17 protein-coding genes and 1 pseudogene are annotated in these 22,209 nt (G+C 64.0%); 6 read left to right on the top strand and 12 right to left on the bottom strand.

What is annotated here, in order from left to right:
• Nucleotides 1–329 precede the first annotated feature (329 nt).
• Nucleotides 330–458, bottom strand: a pseudogene (locus GRZ55_RS23725) (hypothetical protein); the annotation flags it as partial.
• A gap of 502 nt (nt 459–960) precedes the next feature.
• Here GRZ55_RS23725 and GRZ55_RS00575 point away from each other — a divergent pair.
• The 6 genes from GRZ55_RS00575 to GRZ55_RS00600 are packed head-to-tail and all read left to right on the top strand — an operon-like array spanning nt 961 to nt 7,043.
• On the top strand, nt 961–2,496 hold the full coding sequence (locus GRZ55_RS00575; protein WP_169284932.1) for a multicopper oxidase family protein: 1,536 nt from the start codon (nt 961–963) through the stop codon (nt 2,494–2,496).
• A gap of 51 nt (nt 2,497–2,547) precedes the next feature.
• A complete protein-coding gene (locus tag GRZ55_RS00580; protein ID WP_210257165.1) occupies nt 2,548–2,844 on the top strand; it encodes a c-type cytochrome in 297 nt (98 codons plus the stop codon).
• 2 nt (nt 2,845–2,846) lie between these two features.
• Nucleotides 2,847–3,536 carry a phytochelatin synthase family protein gene (locus GRZ55_RS00585; protein ID WP_169284933.1) on the top strand — a complete coding sequence of 230 codons (690 nt, stop codon included), beginning with the start codon at nt 2,847–2,849 and terminating at the stop codon, nt 3,534–3,536.
• Entirely contained in the window at nt 3,533–3,994 is a 462-nt protein-coding gene (locus GRZ55_RS00590; RefSeq protein WP_169284934.1) for a hypothetical protein, read from the top strand. The genes GRZ55_RS00585 and GRZ55_RS00590 overlap by 4 nt, the downstream gene beginning before the upstream one ends.
• Nucleotides 3,991–5,604, top strand: coding sequence for a GMC oxidoreductase (locus tag GRZ55_RS00595; RefSeq protein WP_169284935.1), 1,614 nt, complete (start codon nt 3,991–3,993; stop codon nt 5,602–5,604). The genes GRZ55_RS00590 and GRZ55_RS00595 overlap by 4 nt, the downstream gene beginning before the upstream one ends.
• Complete coding sequence (locus tag GRZ55_RS00600) at nt 5,601–7,043, top strand: hypothetical protein (RefSeq protein ID WP_169284936.1); 1,443 nt, start codon at nt 5,601–5,603, stop codon at nt 7,041–7,043. The genes GRZ55_RS00595 and GRZ55_RS00600 overlap by 4 nt, the downstream gene beginning before the upstream one ends.
• 46 nt (nt 7,044–7,089) lie before the next feature.
• On the opposite strand, the gene cysG is transcribed toward GRZ55_RS00600, so the two are convergent.
• From cysG to GRZ55_RS00655, 11 genes are all read right to left on the bottom strand, one after another.
• The gene (cysG, locus tag GRZ55_RS00605) at nt 7,090–8,586 is read right to left on the bottom strand and encodes a siroheme synthase CysG (protein WP_169284937.1); all 1,497 of its coding nucleotides are present in this window, start codon (nt 8,584–8,586) and stop codon (nt 7,090–7,092) included.
• On the bottom strand, nt 8,558–11,230 hold the full coding sequence (locus GRZ55_RS00610) for a nitrate reductase (protein WP_169284938.1): 2,673 nt from the start codon (nt 11,228–11,230) through the stop codon (nt 8,558–8,560). Before GRZ55_RS00610 ends, cysG begins: the two co-directional genes overlap by 29 nt.
• A 5-nt stretch (nt 11,231–11,235) precedes the next feature.
• A complete protein-coding gene (gene nirD, locus GRZ55_RS00615; RefSeq protein ID WP_169284939.1) occupies nt 11,236–11,565 on the bottom strand; it encodes a nitrite reductase small subunit NirD in 330 nt (109 codons plus the stop codon).
• 4 nt (nt 11,566–11,569) lie between these two features.
• On the bottom strand, nt 11,570–14,020 hold the full coding sequence (gene nirB / locus GRZ55_RS00620; RefSeq protein ID WP_169284940.1) for a nitrite reductase large subunit NirB: 2,451 nt from the start codon (nt 14,018–14,020) through the stop codon (nt 11,570–11,572).
• Nucleotides 14,021–14,025: 5 nt separating this feature from the next.
• Entirely contained in the window at nt 14,026–14,823 is a 798-nt protein-coding gene (locus GRZ55_RS00625; RefSeq protein WP_169284941.1) for an ABC transporter ATP-binding protein, read from the bottom strand.
• A gap of 10 nt (nt 14,824–14,833) precedes the next feature.
• Nucleotides 14,834–15,739: a nitrate ABC transporter permease gene (gene ntrB / locus GRZ55_RS00630; RefSeq protein WP_169284942.1), complete on the bottom strand. Its 906-nt coding sequence runs from the start codon at nt 15,737–15,739 to the stop codon at nt 14,834–14,836.
• A gap of 50 nt (nt 15,740–15,789) precedes the next feature.
• Entirely contained in the window at nt 15,790–17,103 is a 1,314-nt protein-coding gene (locus GRZ55_RS00635) for a CmpA/NrtA family ABC transporter substrate-binding protein (RefSeq protein ID WP_169284943.1), read from the bottom strand.
• Between the two features lie 327 nt (nt 17,104–17,430).
• Entirely contained in the window at nt 17,431–18,666 is a 1,236-nt protein-coding gene (locus GRZ55_RS00640) for a CmpA/NrtA family ABC transporter substrate-binding protein (protein ID WP_169284944.1), read from the bottom strand.
• Nucleotides 18,663–19,268 (bottom strand): ANTAR domain-containing response regulator, encoded by a 606-nt coding sequence (locus GRZ55_RS00645; RefSeq protein ID WP_169284945.1) that lies wholly within the window; start codon nt 19,266–19,268, stop codon nt 18,663–18,665. The genes GRZ55_RS00640 and GRZ55_RS00645 overlap by 4 nt, the downstream gene beginning before the upstream one ends.
• A 263-nt stretch (nt 19,269–19,531) precedes the next feature.
• Nucleotides 19,532–21,115: an alkaline phosphatase family protein gene (locus GRZ55_RS00650; protein ID WP_169284946.1), complete on the bottom strand. Its 1,584-nt coding sequence runs from the start codon at nt 21,113–21,115 to the stop codon at nt 19,532–19,534.
• A gap of 68 nt (nt 21,116–21,183) precedes the next feature.
• Nucleotides 21,184–22,200, bottom strand: coding sequence for a TAXI family TRAP transporter solute-binding subunit (locus GRZ55_RS00655; RefSeq protein WP_210257166.1), 1,017 nt, complete (start codon nt 22,198–22,200; stop codon nt 21,184–21,186).
• Between the last annotated feature and the right edge of the window lie 9 nt (nt 22,201–22,209).

The raw sequence follows: 22,209 nt of genomic DNA on the forward strand, positions 1-22,209 counted from the left end.
ACTCGACAGCCATGCGGCCAGGGCCTGGAGGAGGGAAGGCTGAATATGATGATGCCTGGGGTCCCGATACCAGCCGTTCCATCTTCCTGGCGTAATACCTGAATGCGGTCATCTGCGAAGGTGATGAGATCTGCCGCCGTGCCCCATCGGGCTTGCTCCCAATCCAGGGATGGGCGTGATCAATGCATACGACACTGCCAAAGCCTTTGCCGTGGCCCCGCCGTGCTCGAACGTTCCCCCGGGCAATACGGGAGATCAGAGACTTCACCGTCACGCAGCAGAAGAGGAGGCATCGGCCGCGGGGCCGTCCGACACCTCCGAGCCTTAGCCTAACGCAATGCGTAGTAGTGGAACATCGTGTGGTCCGGGTCCTTGAACCGCTGCGCCGTACCCACGACTACCGTGCGCGTGAGCCAGTCGTGGGGCCCGATCGGGCAGTCGAAATAGGGCGTGCAGCGGAAGTAGGACGGAACGTCTGGTCCCCAACGGAATGGCCGGTCCTCCTCGGGCGCCTGCTAAACTGCGGAGGATCGATCGCGAAGAAGAGAGCGAACCATGAGCACTTTCCTTTTGGGCGCGCAGACCTTGGCTAGACGCCCTGCCGCCTGGTTGGACTTGATGAAGAGGACGCGGTGCTGTTGCGGCGTACGATCCGGAGGAACGATTGCTGGAGACGATGGAGAAAGGGCGCCGAAAGTGCGGCGACTGGTTCCAACCGAGACCTTCAACCCAAGCTACGCAATGAACTTCTCGCCTCGTCATGCAAATTGTTCTTAAGTCGATGAATATTTCCATCAAATTCGAGTATCTAGCGCCAGTAGATAGCTTGGAATTTTTTCACTTTTTATTTTCCTAAGGGACGCATGAGAGCATGACACTTTCGGGTTTTTCTTATAGGCAGGATTGGTGATGGGCTGCCTTCCCCGCTTAGGAGGAAGGCGATTGCCTTTTGGAGATTTCATGCCCGCCATATCCCGCCGAGACGTCCTCAAAAGTACTGCCGCGTTGGGTCTGGGAGGCATCCTGGGTGGAATCGGTTGGGGCATTGTTGGCGCACGCGCCACAGTTCACCAAGATCAAGCTTCGCCGCTCGGCATTGCCGACGATCTCGCCAATCCTGCCGAACTCCATTCCGTGGACGGACGTCTGCACGCCGACCTTTATATGAGTATAAGCGACCAGACTTTGCCAAGCGGTCCTGCGCAACTGCGGATTTTCAATGACACCCTGCCCGCGCCGACCCTTCGGCTCCAGCCGGGCGATACGCTGGAAGTGGCGTTCGAGAACCGCATGCCGCCCAATCCCGACCGCCGGGACATCACGGTCAATGTGCCCAATCGCTTCAACACCACCAACATCCACTATCATGGCTTCCATGTCAGCCCGCTGGGCAACAGCGACAATGTCTATCTCGAGATCGAGCCCGGCCAGCGATTCAATTATGTGGTGCAGCTGCCGCAGGACCATCCAGCCGGCTCCTACTGGTATCATCCGCATCGTCACGGCTCCGTCTCGGCACAGGTCGCTTCGGGTGCGGCCGGGATGGCCATCATCGGCGGCGCGCTCGACGAGGTGCCGGAAATCGCCGCGGCGGTCGAGCGCATCCTCGTGCTCCAGGCCCCGGTTCCCGGCATCGACGGTGTACTCGATGACGAAGAGCCGATCTGGGCGCTGACGGCCGAGCGGGACTTCCTCGTCAACGGCCAGTTTCGACCGCGCATCTACATCCGCCAGGGCGAGGTTCAGCATTGGCGCGTTCTGCATGCCGGCGACGCGCAGTTCCTGCCGCTGCGGGCCGACGGGCTGGAGATCTACGAGGTGGGCCGCGATGGCAATCCGCTGCAAAGCGCCCAACTGACCGAACTCATCGATCTGGCTCCGGGCAACCGCGCCGACCTCCTGGTCAAGGCAGGAGAGCTGGGCCACTACACGCTCTTGCGGCCGGCCTTCAATCAGGGCACCCAGGCGATGCTCGAATTCGTGATGGCCGACATTTTCGTCATCGCCGCCGACGATCCGCGGGTTGCACCGGGCATCGACTTCGGCACGGAAATCCCCACGGGAGAGCTTCCGGACAACGACATCCTCGTCGACATCGAGGATGACGAGATCACCGGGCACCGCACCTTCGTGCTCGGCGTGTCGGACGTGAAAGGCTACTTTCACGACACGCTCTTCACGATCAACGATCAGTCATTCGATCCCGGCCGCGACGACGTGGTGACGAAGCTTGGGGCCGTGGAAGAATGGACGCTGGTCAATACGACCCCGTTCCCCCATCCGCTCCACATTCACGTGAACCCGTTCCAACTGGTTGAGATCAACGGCGAACCAGCACCCGGCAAGCCATGGCTCGACACTGTTCCTGTGCCAGCCGCGGGATCGGTGAAGTTTCGCACCCGCTTCCTCGATTTCCCGGGACGGTTCGTCATGCACTGCCACATCCTTCCGCACGAGGACACCGGCATGATGATCAACATCAACATCCAGGCCTGAGGGATGCGCACCCTCCTTCACCGGACAGCGCTTGCCACCGGGTTGGCAATCTTGGCCACCGTCGCGCATGCGCAGCAGCCGCCCGAACCGTCCGTTCCAGCCGGTCTGGGTGGCGACATGCCGGCGGCCGCCTCGTCCTGTCTTTCCTGTCACGGGGTGGATGGTCGTCCCGTTCTCATCGACGTGCCCATCATCGCGGGCCAGCAGCCGATTTACCTGCGCAATGCGCTTCGTGCCTACAGGTCGGGCACCCGCACGGGCGGCCAGGCGCTGGTCATGCAGGAGATCGTCAAGACGCTGAGCGACGATGACATGGATGCGCTGGCAAGCTGGTTCGGAGGACAATGACGATGATCAGACCGATGATGGCGGCACTGGTTTCACTGGTGCTCGTGGTTTCTCCCGTTGCTGCGGATCAGCTGATCTACCTGACCGACGAGGAGGGCGAGCGCCTCTTCATGCAGGCCGAGGAGCGGTCTGACTACTTCCCGCTCGCAAGCTATCTCGAGACCGAGCAGATACTCACCTTCTGCGGTCCGGCCACGATCGCGGCCGTTCTCAACAGCCTCGGCACCGAGCGCCCTTCGCCGGTCCGCCTGTTCCCGTGGACCTTGTGGACGCAGGATACGGTCTTCACGCCCGAGAACCAGAACGTGAAGCCCTATGCGGTCGTGGAGCACGAAGGCTTGCTGCTCGACGAACTGACGGCGTTCTTCCGCAATCTCGGCGTGACCGCCGACTATCAGCATGCCGACGAGTTCGACGTCGACGGGCTGCGCGAGATCGTCAGGGAGGTCCTGGCCGACCCCGACCAGCGCCTCGTCGCAAACTATTCGCGTGTGCCGATCAACCAGAAGGGCGGCGGCCATATCTCGCCGGTGGCCGCCTACGACGCGGAGAGCGACCGAGTGCTGATCCTCGATGTCGCGCGGTACAAATACCCTCCCGTCTGGATCACCGTCAGCGATCTGCACGGGGCCATGAGCGCCATAGACCCCGATTCCAATTCCGTCCGCGGTCTGGTGGTGGTCACGAAATGACGATCAGCCGGCGCACCTTTCTCGGCGCCCTTGCAGTTCCGCTCCTGCCGGGCTTTGCATCCGCGCAGACGCTGGGCGGGCAGGAGGCGCGCTTTGCATCCATCCTGCATCAGATCGCCGGCATCCCGGACCTCTCGCCCCTTCTGATCCGGGCAGCCGAAAGCGAACTGACTGAAACCTACGGTGTGCAGGCCCGCTCCGGACTCGTCCGCGCGCTGGGGACCGGTCCGCTGGCGGACCGTCTGGCGCTGGCCGATGCAGGCGTTCAGGAGCAGGTACGCTTCCTCGCAAGACTTCTCTACACAGGCGAAGTCACGCGCGACGGTGTCACGAAGGCGATCTACTATCCGTGGTGCGTCGCCTGGAGATCGCTCACCTTCGCCACGGCCCCGGGCCTGTGCAGTGGCCCCGCCTTCGGCCACTGGGCCGAAGCGCCGGGAACGGAAGCGCGCCTATGAAGGCCTCCGTCGTCATCGTCGGCTCGGGCATGGCCGGCGCGCACCTTGCGCGATCGCTCGCTGCAAAGGGTCTCGACGTCCTGATCCTGGAGGCCGGCCCGCGCCGCAGTCGCGCCGAGAACCTCACGACTTTCTACGAAAACCCCGTCAAGGGCCCGCAGGCGCCCTACCCGAGCATGGACTATGCGCCCCATCCAGAAGATGGCGGCTATGACGATTTCTACTTGCAGGCCGGGCCCGACCGCTTCATCGGCGCGTATCTCAGGCTCTATGGCGGCACAAGCTGGCACTGGACCGGTTTTGCCGACCGCCTGCGCCCCGCCGATTTCCGCATGAAGTCGACCTATGGCGTCGGCGAGGACTGGCCGATCGACTACGACATGCTCCTGCCCTTCTACGAAGAGGCGGAGGCGCGCTGGGGTGTGGCCGGTGATCCGGATCATGTCTGGGGCGCGCCGCGCAATGGCGTGGCCTATCAGATGCCGCCGATCCCGCGCAGCTACATGGACATGCGCGTGACCGAAGCGCTCGCTAAGCTCGGCATGCATTCGGCGCCGTTTTCCCATGCGCGCAATTCCGAGATCTTTGACGGGCGCCCGGTCTGCTGCGGCAACAATACATGCGTTCCAATCTGCCCGATCGGCGCGAAATACGATGCGTCCGTCGACGCGCGAAAGGCCGAGGAAGCAGGTGCGCGCATCGAGACCGAAGCGCTCGTCACCTTCGTCGAGCTCGATGCCGACGGGCTGGTCAGCCGCATCAAGGTCCGCCGGCCCAATGGCGAGACATTCTGGGTCGAAGGCGAGATATTCGCGCTGTGCTGCCATGCCATCGAGAACCCGCGCCTGCTGCTCAATTCCGCGCAGGAGGGCGCGCCGGGGGGCGTTGCGAACAGCTCGGATGCAGTCGGCCGCTACCTTCTCACCCAGGCCAACCAGGATGCCTGGGGCCTGATGCCGGAGCCCGTCTTTCCCTATCGCGGGCCGCAACAGACGGCCGGGATCGTCGAGATGCGCGATGGGGAGTTTCGAACCGAACGGGCGGCCGCCGGCACATCCTTCATGAACAGCGGCTGGTCCGGCAATTCCGACGCGACCGATCTTGCAAAGAAGCTCATCGACGAGGGTCTCCTCGGACAGGAACTTGCCAAGGCCATCAATGACCGCGTCTCGCGCCATCTGCGCCTGAACGCCTCGGCGGAGGTTCTGCCTGAGGCCGGCAACCGCGTCGAGCTGGCCGATGAATTGGACAGCGCGGGCGTGCCCAAGCCCAAGATCACTTTCCGAATGGACGAGTACACCAAGTCCGGCCTGGCGTACGCGCTCGAGGTCAACCGCCGTATCTTCGCCGAGATGGGCGTGCCTGACATGGAGAGCAACGACCCCTATCTGTCCAACGCCATCATCGGCGGCACCACGCGGATGGGCACGGATGCGAGGACGTCCGTCGTGAACACCGACCTCGTCTCGCACGACCACCGCAATCTCTACATCCTGGGCACCAGCAGCCATGTGACGGCGCCGGTCAATGCGCCCTCCCTGACCATTGCGGCACTGGCAATCCGCGCGGCCGATCACATCGAGACTGCCTTGCGTGAAAGGCTTCGATGAAAAGGCTTCTGGCCATCCAGTTCATCGTCCTTGCTGTATTCGTCCTCCTGGGCAACGGCATCCGCTCCGTGGCGATGAGCACGGTGCTGGTCTCGCAGGCTGAGTTCGCAAGCTTCCTCAACATCTCCGCGGAACGCACGGACATGCTGATTGAGGCGCTCATGGGCGGATCCCTGCTGGCCTTGGCGTTGGCGCCGTTCCTGATAGCGCCGGGCAGTGCGATGCGGCTTGCGCGCAATGCCGCCATTCTTGCCGTCGTCTGCTACGGCGCCATTGGCGTGACCATGCATGCCAACCCTGCTCTTCTCACGCGTGAGGCGGTTATCATCTCGGCCTTTGCGTTCGCCGGTTTCGCGGTGGCGTTCTTCGCCCCACTGGCCCAGCTTGCCATCGGCCAGGCAAATGATGAAAGGAGCCGCGGCGCGCTGACCACGCTCTGGACCGCCGCGCAGCCGATCGCGATGCTGGCCACCCCGCAGCTCGTCAAATACGTCGCCTTCGACATCGGCGTGGGCAATTTCTTCTTCGTGCTCGCGGCGCTGCCTGTCGTCTTCCTCATCCTGGTGCCGCTTGTCTTCCCGAGGACCCCGCACGAGGGGGCCGTCGCCGCCACGCCGATCCCGTGGAGGCGTCTTGCCGGGTTCCTGCTTCTTCTTCTGCTGTTCGAAGTGTCCACGATCTCGATTTCGATGGCGGGCATTCTGGGGACCGTGACGCTGAGCTTGCTGGCGGCCATGTCATTGGCGGGATTGGCACTCTTTCTGCGGCGCCGGCATTGGGTTGATCCCAGCTTCCAGCTGCCGGCCGGAGCAGGCACGCTGATGGGGCTCCTCTTTCTCATCCAGATTCCCTCGACCGGGCTTTACGACAGCGCCTATCTCGTCCGCCATCTGTGCTCGACGGCCTTCATCGCGGACCGCGCCACCTTCGGCGCGATCGCCCAGATTTGCGGCGTCTTCGGAGCGGGGGCATTGCTGCTGCGCTGGCCTCAAGGGCAATACTGGCTTTTGTGGCTGTCGCTCGTGCTCGCCCTCCTGGGCAGCGCGATGATGATGCTCTATCCCTACCGCGCCAACGACGAACTGCTGTTCATCGCCTCAAAGGCGCTGCTGAGCGGGGGTGTAGGCATCGGCACGGTCGTGTTGGTGCGGGCCATCCTGGCTGCCTCGGGTGGAAACAGGATGGTGATCATGGCGCCAGCCTTCCTGATCCTGTTTGGCACCGAAGTGGGAATGGAGACGCTTGAGATCATCTTCCAGATCACGCAGCTGGGTGGTTTCGACGCCAACACCGCGTTTGAAAACGTGTTCTTCGCCCAGGTTGTGGCGACGCTGGTTGCAATGGGGGTCCTGGGCCTCGGCAACCCGCGCTTCGGAAGCCGGGAGCCGGCCGAGATAGCCGACATGGGCCACACCAGAAACTCGGCTGCAACGAGTTGAATATGCGCGCCCACATCGAGCTCTTCGCGCGGTCCGAGACCGCTGGCTACCCTACGGAGCAAAGGCTGTTTTGCGCCGCCGCGTCCACGTCGCGCTGCGACAGAGATTCCTGGTTCTGCCTGCCGTTTGCTTCGGTTCGTGGCCGGAAGACGCTGCCGACGCCGATCAGCACCGCTTGGTCGCGGCGGATTTCCGCCGCGGCATCGGGCAGCCCCCACAGTGTCGTGTGAACCACTGACTGCGTCGCGCGTCCAATATCGGCGGCGATGACGACCGGCGTTTGCGCCGGCATGCCCAGCGACAGGAGCCTGGTCGAGATTTCGGGCGCGGTGCGGCCGCCCATGTAGAAGATGGTCGTGGCCGACATGTCGGCGACGCTGCGCCAATCCAAATCCTGCGGAAGGCCTCCATGGCGTGAGTGGCCAGTGACGAAGCGCACGGATTTCGCATGGTCGCGATGGGTCAGCGACACACCCAGGGCAGCGGCCAGCGCGATCCCAGCCGTGATGCCCGGCACGACATCATAGGCAATGCCGGCCTTCTCCAGTTCAGCAATCTCCTCACCCGCCCGCCCAAAAATCATCGGATCGCCTGACTTGAGGCGGACGACGTGGCGGCCGGCGCTTGCGAGCGACACCATGGTGCGGTTGATCTCGTCCTGCTTGCAGCTCGGTCGCCCGGCGCGCTTGCCGACCAGGATGCGTTTGGCCTCGCGCCTGGCCAGTTCCAGCACCTCGTCGGAGACGAGGTCGTCGAACAGGATGACGTCGGCGGATTGCAGGGCGCGGACGGCCTTGAGGGTGAGAAGTTCAGCATCCCCCGGCCCGGCGCCCACGAAGGTCACCTTTCCCTTGACGCCATGTCGCAATGGGTCGGCGATGGCCGCGATGACCTCCTCCTCCGCCTGCCCGTCCGGGGCCGGACCGAAGGCTCGATCCACGAAGGCTTCCCAGAAACGGCGGCGCTGCGCGCCGGGAGCCAGGCGATCCACGACATGTTCGCGCACACGCTGCGCCAGACCAGCCCAGGCCGCCAGGGAAGGCGGCAGCAAGGTCTCGATGCGCCGCCGCACGGCCTGCCCGAGAATGGGCGCGGCGCCAGAGGTCGAGACACCGATGACCACAGGTGACCGGTTGACGATCGAGCCGAACTGGAAATGGCAGAAGGCCGGGCGGTCGATGACGTTGCAGGGCACGCCGGCCGCGCGCGCAGCCTTTTCGAAGGAAGCCGCCTCAATGTCGTCCTCCGCATCCGCCAGCGCGACGGCCGCGTCCTGAAAGCAGTCATGGCCCCAGTCGCGCGCATGATGCACAATCCCGGTTTCGCGGGCGAGGAGCAGGGTCATCTCATCAGACAGCTCGGCGGCATAGAGCGCCACCCGTGCGCCGGCAGCCGCCAGAAGCTCGGCCTTCCATGCCGCCGCCTCGCTGCCACCGGCCACGATTGCCCGCTTGCCCGAAAGATCAAGAAAGACCGGAAGGACGCTGAGCGCGCCAATCCGTGCCGGTCCGGTTTCACTCGGCTGCCTGGAGACGATCTTCATGGAGAAACTTCCTGATTTCGGAGCGGCAGGAGCCGCAATTGGTTCCGGCCTGCAAGTTCCGGCCGATCTCGTCGACGGTGGCCGAACCACGCGCGACCGCTTCTGCAATCTGGTTTTCGCCGACATTGAAACAGGCGCATATGATGCGGCCCGCCGCGGGCATCGGCACCGGTGACCGGCCAGAGAGAAGCGCCAATCGGTCGGCGAGCGAAAGCTGCGTGCGCGTCGCCAGAAGCGAGAGTAGCCAGTCACGCGACGGCAGTTGCCTCGACGGCGCGACGAACAGCGCCTCTTTCAGCGCGCCGTCTTCATCGATGGCCGCCGCGCGATAGCCGTATCCACGCCGGTCCGCATATTCGACCATTTGCGCATGGCCGACCGGATCAAGCAGCCCGCTCGCGAGAAGAATGCCCTGATCGGCCAATTCCGTCCCGCAGAGCTCGTAGACCCAGCCGCCCTCGACCTTGTGCCGGCTCCAATGGACGAATCCGACCGGGCGGATGTCGCGGCGCGTGATCAGCAGCCCCGACCACGCAACCGCTTCACGGCTGATCCGAACCGGGACGTGCTTGAGTTCCGGCTGGCCGGACACCGGGTCGACGACAGGCGCAAAAAGCGACCCGGCCCCAGCGTTGGCGGCGAACTGACCGCTCCAGTGCATGGGCAGGAATGCGGTGCCGGGCTTCTGATCGGCGGTGATGCGGATTTTTGCCCGCGCGGTACCGAAGGCGCTGGCGATTTCGGCGAGGTCGCCATCGACCAAACCATAAGCCGCAGCGTCGCTCGGAGCGATCTCGAGCGACGGTTCAGGGGCGTTGGAGGCCAGCCGAGGCACGTGGCCCGTGCGTGTCATGGTGTGCCACTGGTCGCGCAGGCGGCCGCTGTTGAGCCCGATCGGCCTCGCCTGGGAAGTCGCTAGCGCCACGCCCGCATGCCGCACGGCGACGAAGCGGGCGCGGCCGTCGGCGGTCGGAAAGCGTCCGTCGCCGAGCAGGCGGGCGCGAGGCGCGCCCGTCCGCGCCATCGGCCAGTGGCGCGGTGCGAAGGTTTCGTACCGCGAGTTCGAAATGTCCGCGACATCACCAATGTCGAACAGCCGCGCGCCGTCATTTTCGAAGGTGGAAAGGGCGGCGTGCTCGCGGAAGATGTCGGCGGGGCCGGCATAGGCGAAGGCCTCGCCATGCCCCATGCGGTGCGCGACGTCGCGGATGATGCGCCAGTCCGCGCGCGCTTCGCCTGGCGCCGGCATGAACGGTCGCTGACGCGAGACGCGGCGCTCCGAATTCGTCACCGTCCCGTCCTTCTCGCCCCATCCGGCCGCAGGCAGAAGCACGTCGGCATAACGGGTCGTGTCGGTGCGGGTGACGTCGGAGACGACGACGAAGGCGCATGAATTGAGCGCCTTGCGGACCGCCCCCGCATCGGGCATCGAGACGGCCGGATTGGTGCCCATGATCCAGAGCGCCTTGATCGACCCCCGCGCCACCGCATCGAACATGTCGACTGCCTTGAGACCCGGCTTGCGTGCGATGTCCGGCGCGTTCCAGAATCTTGACACGCGCTCGATGTCGGCTGCGTTGAAATCCATATGCGCGGCAAGCTGGTTGGCGAGTCCGCCGACCTCCCGCCCGCCCATCGCATTGGGCTGCCCCGTAACGGAAAACGGTCCCATTCCCGGCCGGCCGATGCGATCCGTCGCCAGATGGCAGTTGATGATGGCGTTGACCTTGTCGGTGCCGTGCGCCGACTGGTTGACGCCCTGACTGTAGACCGTGACCGTCCGCTCCTTCGCGGCGAAGAGCTCGTAGAAGTGGCGCAGCTCGGCGACGGATAAACCGCACGCCAGAGCGACGTGCTCGAGCGAGGAAACTTCCGCTCGCGCAACGGAGACGGCGTCCTCAAAGCCCGTGGTGAAAGCTGAGACAAACGGCCGATCGATCCTGCCTGCGGCCTCGAGATGGGCGAGCAGGCCGTTGAACAGAAGCACGTCGGTGCCCGGATCGATCTGCAGATGCAGGTCGCATTCCTCGACGGTGGCCGTGCGGCGGGGGTCGATCACGATGACCTTCGTTCCGCGTTCGGATCTTGCCGCCAGCAGCCGCTGATAGAGGATGGGATGACACCAGGCCGTGTTGGAGCCCACCAGGACCACGAGATCCGCTTCCTCCAGGTCCTCATAGGTGCCAGGAACCACGTCCTCCCCGAAGGCCCGCCGGTGGCCGGCAACGGACGACGCCATGCAGAGCCGCGAATTGGTGTCGATATTGCCGGAACCGACAAATCCCTTCATCAGCTTGTTGGCGACGTAATAGTCCTCCGTCAGCAGCTGACCGGAAACGTAGAAGGCGACGGCGTCCGGGCCGTGCTGGGCAATCGTCTCGGTGAATTTGTCCGCCACCAGATCGAGCGCGGCAGCCCAGGACGCGGGCTGCCCGCCGATCTCCGGTTCCAGCAGCCGTCCCTCGATGCCCATCGTCTCGCCAAGCGCCATACCCTTGGAACAAAGCTTGCCGACATTGGCCGGGTGGTCTGGATCGCCGCGGACGGCAATCTGGCCATCCGCGGCGACACGAGCCAGCACGCCGCAACCTACCCCGCAATAAGGGCACGTCGTCCTCACCTCGGTCGCTGGCTTGTCCTGCATCACCATCACTCGGCGGCCATCGCGGCGAGGTCGAGGCCAAGCGAAATGCGGCCATTCACGACCTTCACAGGAATGGTCTTGACCGAGCCTTCGTCCGGACCCTGCGCTTGGCCCGTCTCGAGCGAAAACACCCAATTGTGCAAGGGGCACGTCACCGATGCGCCGTGCACGATACCCTCGCTGAGAGGACCACCGCGGTGCGGACAATGATCCTCGATCGCGTAGATGGTGTCTCCCGCCGTGCGGAATACGCCGATGCGCCCTTGCGGGGTCGCCACGCAGCGGGCACCGCGCAGGGGGATGTCGTCGATCGCGCCGATGTCGAACCAGTTCATCGCCTCACTCCGCCGCCTGCTGCAAGGAAAGGGCCGCCATCGGCTGGAACTCGTGCTTGTCCTTTCCTGACACACGCTCCGACCACGGATCGACCTGCGCGAATTTCTGGGAGAAGACGAACCGGTCGAAATAGGCCTTGCGGCGATCGAAATCGTCGAGCACCTGCCGCCTGATCTCCTCGGTGCCGATACGTTTGGCCCATTTGTAGATGCGTTCCAGATAACGGCCCTGCTCTCGATACATCTGCGTCAGCGCGACGATGACCTCGAGCGCCTCGTCCTCGGTCTTGACCGATCCGAGAATTTCGGTGCCCTTGATGTCGAGGCCGGCAGCACCGGCGAAATGGATTTCGAAGCCCGAATCCACGCAGATGACGCCGACATCCTTGCAGGTCGCCTCGGCGCAGTTTCGGGGACAGCCGGAGACGCCCATCTTGACCTTGGCGGGCGTCCACGAGCCCCACATGAATTTCTCGATACGGATGCCCAGGCCCGTCGAATCCTGCGTGCCGAAGCGGCACCAGTCGGAGCCGACACAGGTCTTCACGGTGCGCAGGCCCTTGGCATAGGCCTGGCCCGAGACGAAACCGGCCTCGCCGAGATCGGCCCACACGGCGGGCAGATCTTCCTTGCGGATGCCGAGCATGTCGATGCGCTGGCCGCCCGTCACCTTGACCGCGGGGATCGCGAACTTGTCGACGACGTCGGCGATGGCGCGCAGTTCCTTCGACGAGGTCATGCCGCCCCACATGCGGGGCACGACGGAGTAGGTGCCGTCCTTCTGGATGTTGGCGTGGACGCGCTCATTGACGAAGCGCGACTGGTAGTCGTCGGCATATTCGTCGGGCCAGTCGGCCACGAGATAGTAGTTGAGCGCCGGACGACACTTCGCGCAGCCGCACGAGGTCTTCCATTCCAGTTCCTGCATGACGGCGGGTATGGTCTTGAGACCCTTCGCCTTGATGAGGCGGCGTACGTCATCATGGCCGAGATCAGTGCATGAACACATCGGCTGCACGGCGGCCGGATTGTAGCTGTCGCCGAGCGAAAGCCGCATCAGCTGCTCGACCAGGCCCGTACAGGTGCCGCAGGAAGCGGAAGCCTTGGTGTGGGCGCGCACATCGTCGAGCGATGTCAGCCCCTTCGACGTGACGGTGGAAACGATCTTGCCCTTGCAGACGCCGTTGCAGCCGCAGATTTCCGCATCATCCGCCAGTGCCGCAACGGCGGCCAAAGGGTCCGCGTTGCCTCCTCCCTGAAAGGCCTGCCCGAAGATCAGCGTGTCGCGCATCTCCGACACGTCGGTCTGCTTCTTCTTCAGGTCGTTGAACCATGCACCGTCGGAGGTCTCTCCGAAGAGCACCGTCCCGATCACGCGGTTCTCCTTCAGGATCACGCGCTTGTAGATGCCGCAGGACGCGTCGCGCAGGACGATTTCCTCGCGATCCTCGCCATCTGCGAAATCGCCGACCGAATAGAGATCGATGCCCGTTACCTTGAGCTTGGTGGGCGTGTCGGAATGGACGAAGCGCTTGTCCTGGCTGCCCGAAAGCGTTGCGGCCGCGGTCCGCGCCATTTCGTAGAGCGGCGCCACGAGGCCGTAAACATTGCCGCCCACCTCGGCGCATTCGCCAACGGAAAGGATGTCGGGGTCGGATGTCACCATCTTCTCGTCGGTGACGATGCCGCGCCCGACCTCCAGCCCCGCCTCCTTCGCCACGGCGACGTTCGGGCGGATGCCGACGGCCATGACGACGAGCGTGGCGGGGATGATCGTGCCATCCGCGAGTTCGACGCCCTCGACCCTCCCCTCGCCGAGGATCGCCTTCGTGTTGGCTTTGGTCAGAACCTCGATGCCGCGCGCCTCGACGGCCTTCTGCAGCAGATAGCCGGCGGCCGCGTCGAGCTGGCGCTCCATAAGCGTCGGCATGACATGCAGCACGGTCACGTCCATGCCGCGGGCCTTCAGCCCGGCGGCGGCCTCAAGCCCGAGCAGCCCGCCGCCGATCACCACCGCCTTCTCCCGCGACTGCGCGGCCAGCAGCATGGCGTCGACATCGTCGAGATCGCGGTAGGTGATGACACCGGGAAGATCGCTGCCGGGCACCGGTATAATGAACGGCACCGATCCGGTGGCGATGACCAGCTTGTCGTAGGCAACCGTTTCGCCGTGCTCGGAGGTAACCGTCTTCGCCGCGCGGTCGATGGCAACGATCCTGTGCCCCTTGTAGAGCATGATGTCGCGCTCGACGTACCAGCCGTCCCCGTGGATGACGATCTCCTCGAAGGTCTTTTCTCCCGAAAGCACGGGTGACAGCATGATGCGGTCGTAGTTCACGCGCGGCTCGGCATTGAAGATGGTGATCTGGTAGCGGTCGGGCGCGGCTTCCAGCAGGTGCTCGAGCATTCGCCCGGGCGCCATGCCGTTGCCGATGATGACGAGCTTCTCCCTCATCGCACTCACTCCGCTGCTTCCACGAAGCGGTGGCGCTCGTAGAGGAATTTCAGGACGGCCTCCCGGCAGCGCAGGTAGTTGCGGTCGGTGGCCAGGGTGATGCGCGATCGCGGCCGTGCGAGCGGGACGTCCAGAATGTCTCCGATGGTGGCCGCCGGCCCGTTGGTCATCATCACGATGCGATCCGACAGCAGCACCGCCTCGTCGACATCGTGAGTGATCATGATGACGGTGTTGCCGAGCCGAGAATGGATTTCCATCATCTGGTCCTGGAGATGGGCGCGTGTCAGCGCGTCGAGCGCGCCGAAGGGCTCGTCGAGCAACAGGATCTTGGGCTCCATCGCCAGCGCGCGGGCAATGCCCACACGCTGCTTCATGCCGCCCGAAATTTCCGCCGGGCGCTTGTCAGCGGCATGCGCCATCTGGACGAGAGACAGGTTCTCCATGATCCAGTCATGCCGCTCAGCCCGCGACTTCTTGCCGGCGAAGACCTTGGAGACGGCCAGCTTTACATTGTCGTAGACGGTCAGCCAGGGCAGCAGCGAATGGTTCTGGAAGACCACGGCCCGGTCCGGCCCGGGGGCGTTGACCTCCTTGTTTTCCAGGAGCACCGCGCCCTCGGTGATCGGTACGAGCCCGGCGACGAGATTGAGCAGCGTCGATTTCCCGCAGCCGGAATGACCGATGATGGAGATGTATTCTCCCTTGTCGATGGTCAGCTTGATGTCGCGCAGGACTTCCGTGCGCTGGGCGCCGCGGGTGAAGGTCTTGCCGATGCGGTCGAGATTGAGATAGGCGGTCATGTCGCTCTCCTCAGTTGGCGGGCGCGCCGCGGGTGACGACGTAGCCGAGCAGGCCAACCAGCTTGTCGAGGACGAAGCCGACCAGGCCGATATAGACCAGCGCCACGATGATGTCGGTCAGGCGCGAGGAGTTCCACGCGTCCCAGATGAAGAAGCCGATGCCGACGCCGCCGGTGAGCATCTCGGCCGCGACGATGGCGAGCCATGACAGTCCGACGCCGATCCTGAGCCCGGAGAAGATGTATGGGGCCGCCGACGGGACCATGATCTTGAAGAAGAACTCGATCTGGTTGAGCCGCAGCACACGCGCCACGTTGCGGTAGTCCTGCGGAATGTTTCGCACCCCGGCGGCCGTATTGATGATCACCGGCCAGATCGCGGTGATGAAGATCACGAAGATCGCGGAGGGACGCGAATCCATGAAGGCGGCGAGCGAGATGGGCAGCCAGGCGAGTGGCGGGACGGTCCGCAGCACCTGGAACAGCGGGTCGAGACCGCGCATCATCCAGACGGATTGGCCGATCACCGCGCCGATGAGAACGCCGACGATCGCCGCCAGCCCGAAGCCGTAGGCAACCCTCTCCAGCGAAACCAGGACGCGCCAGCCGAGCCCGATGTCCTGCGACCCGAAGACGAAGAACGGATCGATGATCAGGTCGTAACTTTCCGCCCAGACGGTCGAGGGCGGCGGCAGCGAGGAGCCCGGCGAGGAGAAGGTGGCCTCCCAGACGGCGAGCAGAAGCACCACCACCAGCAAGGGCGGCAGCAGGTTGCGGGCGAGCCAGGCCATGGCTCCCGCCAGCCTGCGCTTCGGAAGGTCGGGGGTTGGCAGCGCCACGACGCGCGGTGGCGTTGTCGTTTCGGTTTGTCGCGGGAGACGGGCGATCGTTTCGCCCTGCAAGGCCTGTACGGTCATTCAACTTGCCTTCCGATTGGGTGGGGAGGTTGGCGTTCAGGGATGTCGAGCTAGGCGGTGGCCTTGATCTCGAGGCTCTGCAGGTAGGCCTGGGGGTCTGCCGGGTCGAAGACCTTGCCGTCGAAGAACGTCTCCACGCCGCGGCTGTCGCCTTCGGGCAGGTCCGTCAGTCCCAGTCCCTTCGCGGCCTCCAGCCAGAGGTCGGAGCGATTGGTGGCGTCGACGATGGCCTTGACGTCGGTCTCGGCCGGGAAATAGCCCCAGCGGATGTTTTCGGTCATGAACCAGGTGTCGAGGCTCTTCCAGGGATAGGATGTCTCGCCCTTCTCGCCCCAGAACTTCATCAGCAGGTCGGTGCCTTCGGCGGTGCGGCCGTTGCCGTAATTGATGTCGCCCCTGATGCGGCCGATGATGTCCGGCACGGGGACGTTGTACCATTGGCGCCGGCCGATGATCTCGGCCATCTCCTGCTTGTTCTCCATCTCCTCGCACCATTGCTGGGCTTCCATGACGGCCATCATGATGGCCAGCGTGGCGTTGGGATTCTCGTCCACGAACTGCGCGCGCATGCCGAGCACCTTCTCGGGATGATGGGACCACAGCTCTCCGGTGGTCAGCGCGGTGAAGCCGATCCGCTGGTTGACGAGCTGCTCGTTCCAGGGTTCGCCGACACAGAAGCAATCCATGTTGCCGACCTTCATGTTCGCCACCATCTGCGGCGGCGGAACAACGATCAGGCTGAGGTCGCGGTCGGGGTCGATGCCGCCTGCGGCCAGCCAGTAGCGGATCCAGAGATCATGCGTGCCGCCCGGGAAGGTCATGGCGGCAGTAACCTCGCCGCCGGCCGCCTTCTTCCGCTCGAAGGCCTCCCTCAGCGCACCGGAATCAAGCGTGACGCCGGTGTCTGCATATTCCTGCGCAACCGAGATGCCCTGGCAGTCCTCGTTGAGGCTGAGCAGCGTGTACATCGGCAGCGGCTGGTTGTTCTGCATGACCCGTCCGGAGGCGTAGAGATGAACCTTCGGGCGCAGGATGTGACCGCCGTCGATGCCGCCAGAGCCGCTGCCGAGCGCCATGTTGTCGCGCGTCGCACCCCAGGATGCCTGCTTCTCGACCTCCACGTCCGGCACGCCGTATTTGGCGTAGAGCCCCTTTTCCTTGGCGATGATCAGCGGCGCGGAATCGGTCAGCGCGATGTAGCCAAGCCGCGCCCCCGAGACCTCCGGTCCGCCTGCCGCCGCATGCGCGCCATAGGGAAGCAATGCCTTTGCCGCGCCGAGCAGCGCGCCCGTAGCCGCAACTCCCTTGAGGAAGGCCCGGCGATCGGTCCGTGCCACCCTGCCATTCTCGATCTTCTCGCTCATGTCGGTCTCCACTTTGGCGTCATTCCCGCCGCCCGTTGGTCCAAAAGAAAAGCCGCCGGCCAGTCTTGCGTGCCCGTTTCCGGGTGAGCGAAAGACTGATCGGCGGCTTTGCCTGGTGAGGCGCCCGTCCTTGGACGCCGATTTCGTGGGCCTGGGGCCCTCAGCGATAGATATGCAGGAAGCGTGCCACTTTGGCGGCGCCGGAAAAGACAACGTATTTTCAGCGGCTTACTGAGGAGGCCCTATCGGCGCGGCACGACGCCATTGATGACGTGCTGTGCAGCATGTCGATGTGCGCTGCACAATTTCCGGGCATGCCAGTCCATTTCAGGTCGCGGTCGTGCCCGCTCGGGCCTGCTCCTCGATATAGCGATCCAGGGCGTCGGGGTCGAAGATCCGGCCGTCGAAAAAGCCGTCCGGTCCGAGTGTGAGGCTGGCGCCGGCCGACCCGACGGGGGTGGCCGCGGTCAGGGCTCCCTCGACCTTCGCATTCGCCCCTGGCAGCGCCACGCCGAGCGGCTTGAGCGCGCTGCGGTACAGGTCCGGGCGGTAGCATTCGCGCGCTGTCAGGGCATTGGCCTCTGAATGCGCCACATCACCCCAGCGGACCATCTGCGTGTAGAACCACAGCGCGTGGCTCTTCCAGGGGAAGTTCGCGGCCTTGTCGAAGGGCAGGAAAAAATCCTCGACATAACGGAAGACGCCGTCGCCCGGATCGAGACTGCCCGTCAGCGCACGCATCTGGATTTCCGCCGGCTGTCCGAGAAAGGCGGGACGAGCCATCAGGGCGGTGAGTTCGGCGTGGTTGCGATGATCCTGGCACCATCGCGCAGCCTTGTGCAAGGCACGAAGCAGCGCCGCCAGTGCCTCGGCATTGTCCTGCGCCCACATCCTGCGCACGCCCAGAACCTTCTCGGGGCTGTTGCGCCAGATGGCGGCTTTCACGGTTGCGATATGGCCCTTGCCGGTGACGACGGAAGCACTGTTCCAAGGCTCGCCCACACAGTAGCCATCGATGCGCCCCGCCGCCAGCGCATCGGCCATGAAGGGGGGCGGGACGATCACGATCTCGATCTCGCTTTCGGGATCGATGCCACAGCCGGCCAGCCAGTAGCGCAGTTCGTAATTGTGCCCGGAATGCGGATGCGTCACCGCGAAACGCAGCAACCTGTCCTCTCCCCGCCGGCTGTGGATCAACTCCTTCAGGGCAAGCCCATTGCGCGCGGGGTCGAGGGTCGGCTGCGCGCCGAACCGCAACATTCCTTCCCAAACGGCGTTCGAAACGGTCACGCCATTGCCGCCCAGTCCGAACGCAAAGGGGACGATCGTTTCCGAGGCAAGCGGCGTGAGCCCCAGATTGCCGGCAAGCGGCATGGGGCCGAGCATGTGCGCGACATCGAAATGCCCGATCGCGATGCGGTCGCGGATACTGGCCCAGGAGGTTTCGCGGAACAGGTTGAGCTCGATCCCCTCGCCGGCGGCAAAGCCCATTTCGCAGGCCGTCACCAGCACGGCGCTGTCGAAGAGAGGCATGAAGCCGGCATTGATCTGTATGCTGCTCATCGGCTCAATCCTTCCGGTCCGAGAAGCTCGGCGGCGGTGACGAGGCTCTGCGCCACATCCGCGATCTTGCGGTTCTGGTTCATCGCGTTCTTGCGCAGCAGCGCGTAGGCCTCGTCCTCGCTCAGCTTCCTCGACGTCATGAGGATGCCCTTGGCCCGCTCTATAATTTTCCTGTTTTCCAGTTCGCCCCGCGCTTCCTCGAGCTCTCTGGCCATCCTCGAAAAGGCGTTGAAGCGACTGATGGCCATCTGCATGATGGGTTTCACGCGTTCCTTGCGCAGCCCGTCGACTACATAGGCGGAGACGCCGGCCTCGACCGCCGCCTCGATGGAAGCCGAATCCGCGCGATCGACGAACATGGCAATCGGCCGGTTCACGCTTCGCGACAGCTGGAACATGCTCTCCAGCATATCGCGATTGGGGTTTTCCAGATCGATGACGATGACGTCGGGGCCGACCTCGATGATGCGCCGGGCAATGCCCGATACGTCGTGAACGACCGTGACCTGGTCGTGGCCGGCCTCGCGCAATCCATCCTCGATGATGGCGGCACGGATGCGATTTTCATCAATGACAAGAATGTTCAGGGGACGAGCGGTCATCGCCACAACTTCAAGCACGCGCTCTCATTGTGCAATGCAAAAATAAGAGCCGCCGTCGAAGCAGCGGCTATAGGGTGACTGGAAAAATGGGCCCGGGACCGGCCGTCATCGTCGGCCCGCAGATGCGTGGTCCATCATTTCCCAGCCAGTTGGAGGCGCGGCACCTTTCGCGATTTCCCAGCCGGGAAGGGGCTTGAGTCCGCGTGGTGGCGCAAGACACGGCGCGTACGATGTGGATGCCGACGACACAAATCCCGCGTCATCTACCAGACGCCGAAATAGATACCCCGATTCTTGTGTGTGTCCGTCCGCTTCTCAACCTCCTCGTCGGAACATGTCGTGCGCATTCGACGAGTCCGGATCCAGTCGAACAGCTTCGCGCGAAGCAACTCGCGGACGTTTTCGAGCGCTGCATCCTCACCGCGATCGACAAGCTCCTCAGGATCGTCGACAAGGTCGAACAGCTGCGGGCGGTAGCCCTCGTAGAAGATGTATTTCCAGCGTTCGGTGCGCACCATGTAGGCGCGCGATTCCGATGGCGAGCGGTCAAGCTGGAGACGTGCATTACGAAAGGCGTAGTCGCACTCCGAGACCGCCGCGCTGCGCCATTCGTCGGCCGACAGCGCTTTCTCGGCCCGCGTCACTCTCAGTAGCGACTGGCCTTCGAGGATATGCCCGGGCACCTTGCCGCCGGCAAATTCGACAAAGCTCGGCGCCAGGTCGATGGCCTCGACGAGGAGGTCGCTTGCCGTGCCTCGCGTGGCATCGGCCGCTTGATCCGGGTCATAGACGATCAGGGGGACGCGCACGCTCTGCTCGTGGAACATCTCCTTCTCTCCGAGCCAGTGATCGCCCAGATAGTCGCCGTGGTCGCTGGTGATGACGACCATCGTGTTCTCGAACAAGCCACGGTCTTCCATGAAGCGCCACAGGCGCGCGAGGTGATCGTCAATCTGCCGGATCAGGCCCATATAGGCGGGAACAACAAGTCGCCGGACCTCCTCGCGGGCGAAGTTCAGGCTTTCCTCGTGCTGCATGTAGGCCGCATAAACGGGATGAGGATTTTCCCGTTCCGCCTCGTTTCGCACTGCGGGCAGCACGTCTTCGGCCGAATACATGTCGTGGTAGGGTGCGGGCGCGATATAGGGCCAGTGTGGCTTGATGTAGGACAGGTGCAGACACCAGGACTCATCACCCGCATCCTTGATGAAATCCATCGCGCGGTCGGTCATGTAAGCGGTCTCCGAGTGTTCCTCCCGGACCTCCGCCGCCAAGCCCGAATTGCGCAGATACCAGGCCGACTTGACGCTGCCGTCGGCGTCGCGGCCCGCATTGGCGTAGTCGTGCCACGGATTGTCGACATTGTAGCCCAGCGAGCGAAGATAGCTGTTGTAGGGCAGATCCTCGGGCACCATCGCGTCGGGCCAGAGCCCGTCGTCGCGCTCATACGGCTCGAAGCCACATTGACTCGCCAGCACGCCCTCATAGGAATTGGGATCGACGCCGAGGCGCTTCATGCCTTCCATGTCGGCTGCCATGTGCGTCTTGCCGACAAGCGCCGTGCGAACGCCGAGCGGGCGCAGATGGTCGCCCATCGTCATTTCACCCACGCGCAGCGGAACGCCGTTATAGGTCGAGCCATGGGAAGACATGTACCGCCCGGTATAGAAGCACATCCGGGACGGTCCGCAGACGGTTGCCTGAACATAGGCGCGGTCGAAGCGCATACCGCGCGATGCCAGCCAGTCCATGGCGGGCGTCTGCAACGTGGGGTGCCCGTAGCAGGACAGATAATCCGCCCTCAGTTGGTCGGCCATGATGAAAAGGATGTTTCTAGGCTTGCTCATGACGTCCTTGCGGGCAGGTTCAGGTTGGGAAAGGGGCCGCCCAAGGCGGCCCCTTGCTCTTGCGCCGTTTACTGGGCGATCAGGTCCTCGGGAATGTCGAGACCGATCTCCCGGTAATAGCGTTCCGCGCCCGGATGAAGCGGCAGGTTCAGATCCTGAAAGGCGTTCTCAAGCGTGATCTCACGCAGCCAACGTGTCTGTTCGCGGCTCACCTCGACGCCCTCCCAGAAGGCCTTGGTGATCTCGTAGACGGCATCGTCATCCATGTGGGCGCCGGTGCCAACGCCGACGATGGATCCCAGGGTCTGCACGGGCGCATCGTTAAGCTGGTTGGCGCCATAGGCATCGGCGGGTATTTCGCCCAGCACGCCGCCGGGACGATTGAGTATGGTCTGCACCTCCGGCTTCGCAATCTCTTCCTCGGAGAGCCCGATCAGCCGGATCGGATTGGAAATGGCGATCTGCTCGATGACCGGACTGGGCGGGATCGAGGGGTTGATGTAGACGTCGATGCGCCCGTCCTGGAAAGACTGCAGCGCGGCTTCCCAACCAAGCTGGACGGAAGTGTAGCCTTCATCAGGCTTCATACCGGTGACAGCCTCCATGATCTGCCCCATGATGACCGTTGCACCGCCGCCGGGCGGTCCCAGGAATACGCGCTTGCCCGCGGCATCGGAAAGCGAGTGCACGTCGGAATCGCCATAGGTCACGATGTGGTAGAGCCCGAGCGGGAAGGCAAAGACCGCGCGCAGGTTTTCCGACAGCTCCGGTGCCTGTGGGATTTGCGCGTACATGTTGATGCCCCCCTTCATGGAGGCGTGAACGCTGGCCGACCACATAAAGAAGTCCAGCTGCCCATTGGCGACCTCGATGGCATGCTGGGTAGCCGCCCCGGTCGCGTTGACCTGGATCTGCCCGTCGATGCGGTCGCCGACGAGCTGAGCGAAAGTGCTCATCACGAGATAGGGCGTGGAGCCGGGTCCGAGTGTTGCCAGCCGGTAGAAGTCTTGCCCAGCAGCCTGACCGACCGACAGGCACATGGCGACGCCTGCCGCCAGGGCCATAAATCTGTTCTTTCCTCTCATCGCGGTTTC

The organism is Chelativorans sp. ZYF759 (genome assembly GCF_012911015.1).
Taxonomy (GTDB): Bacteria; Pseudomonadota; Alphaproteobacteria; order Rhizobiales; family Rhizobiaceae; genus ZYF759.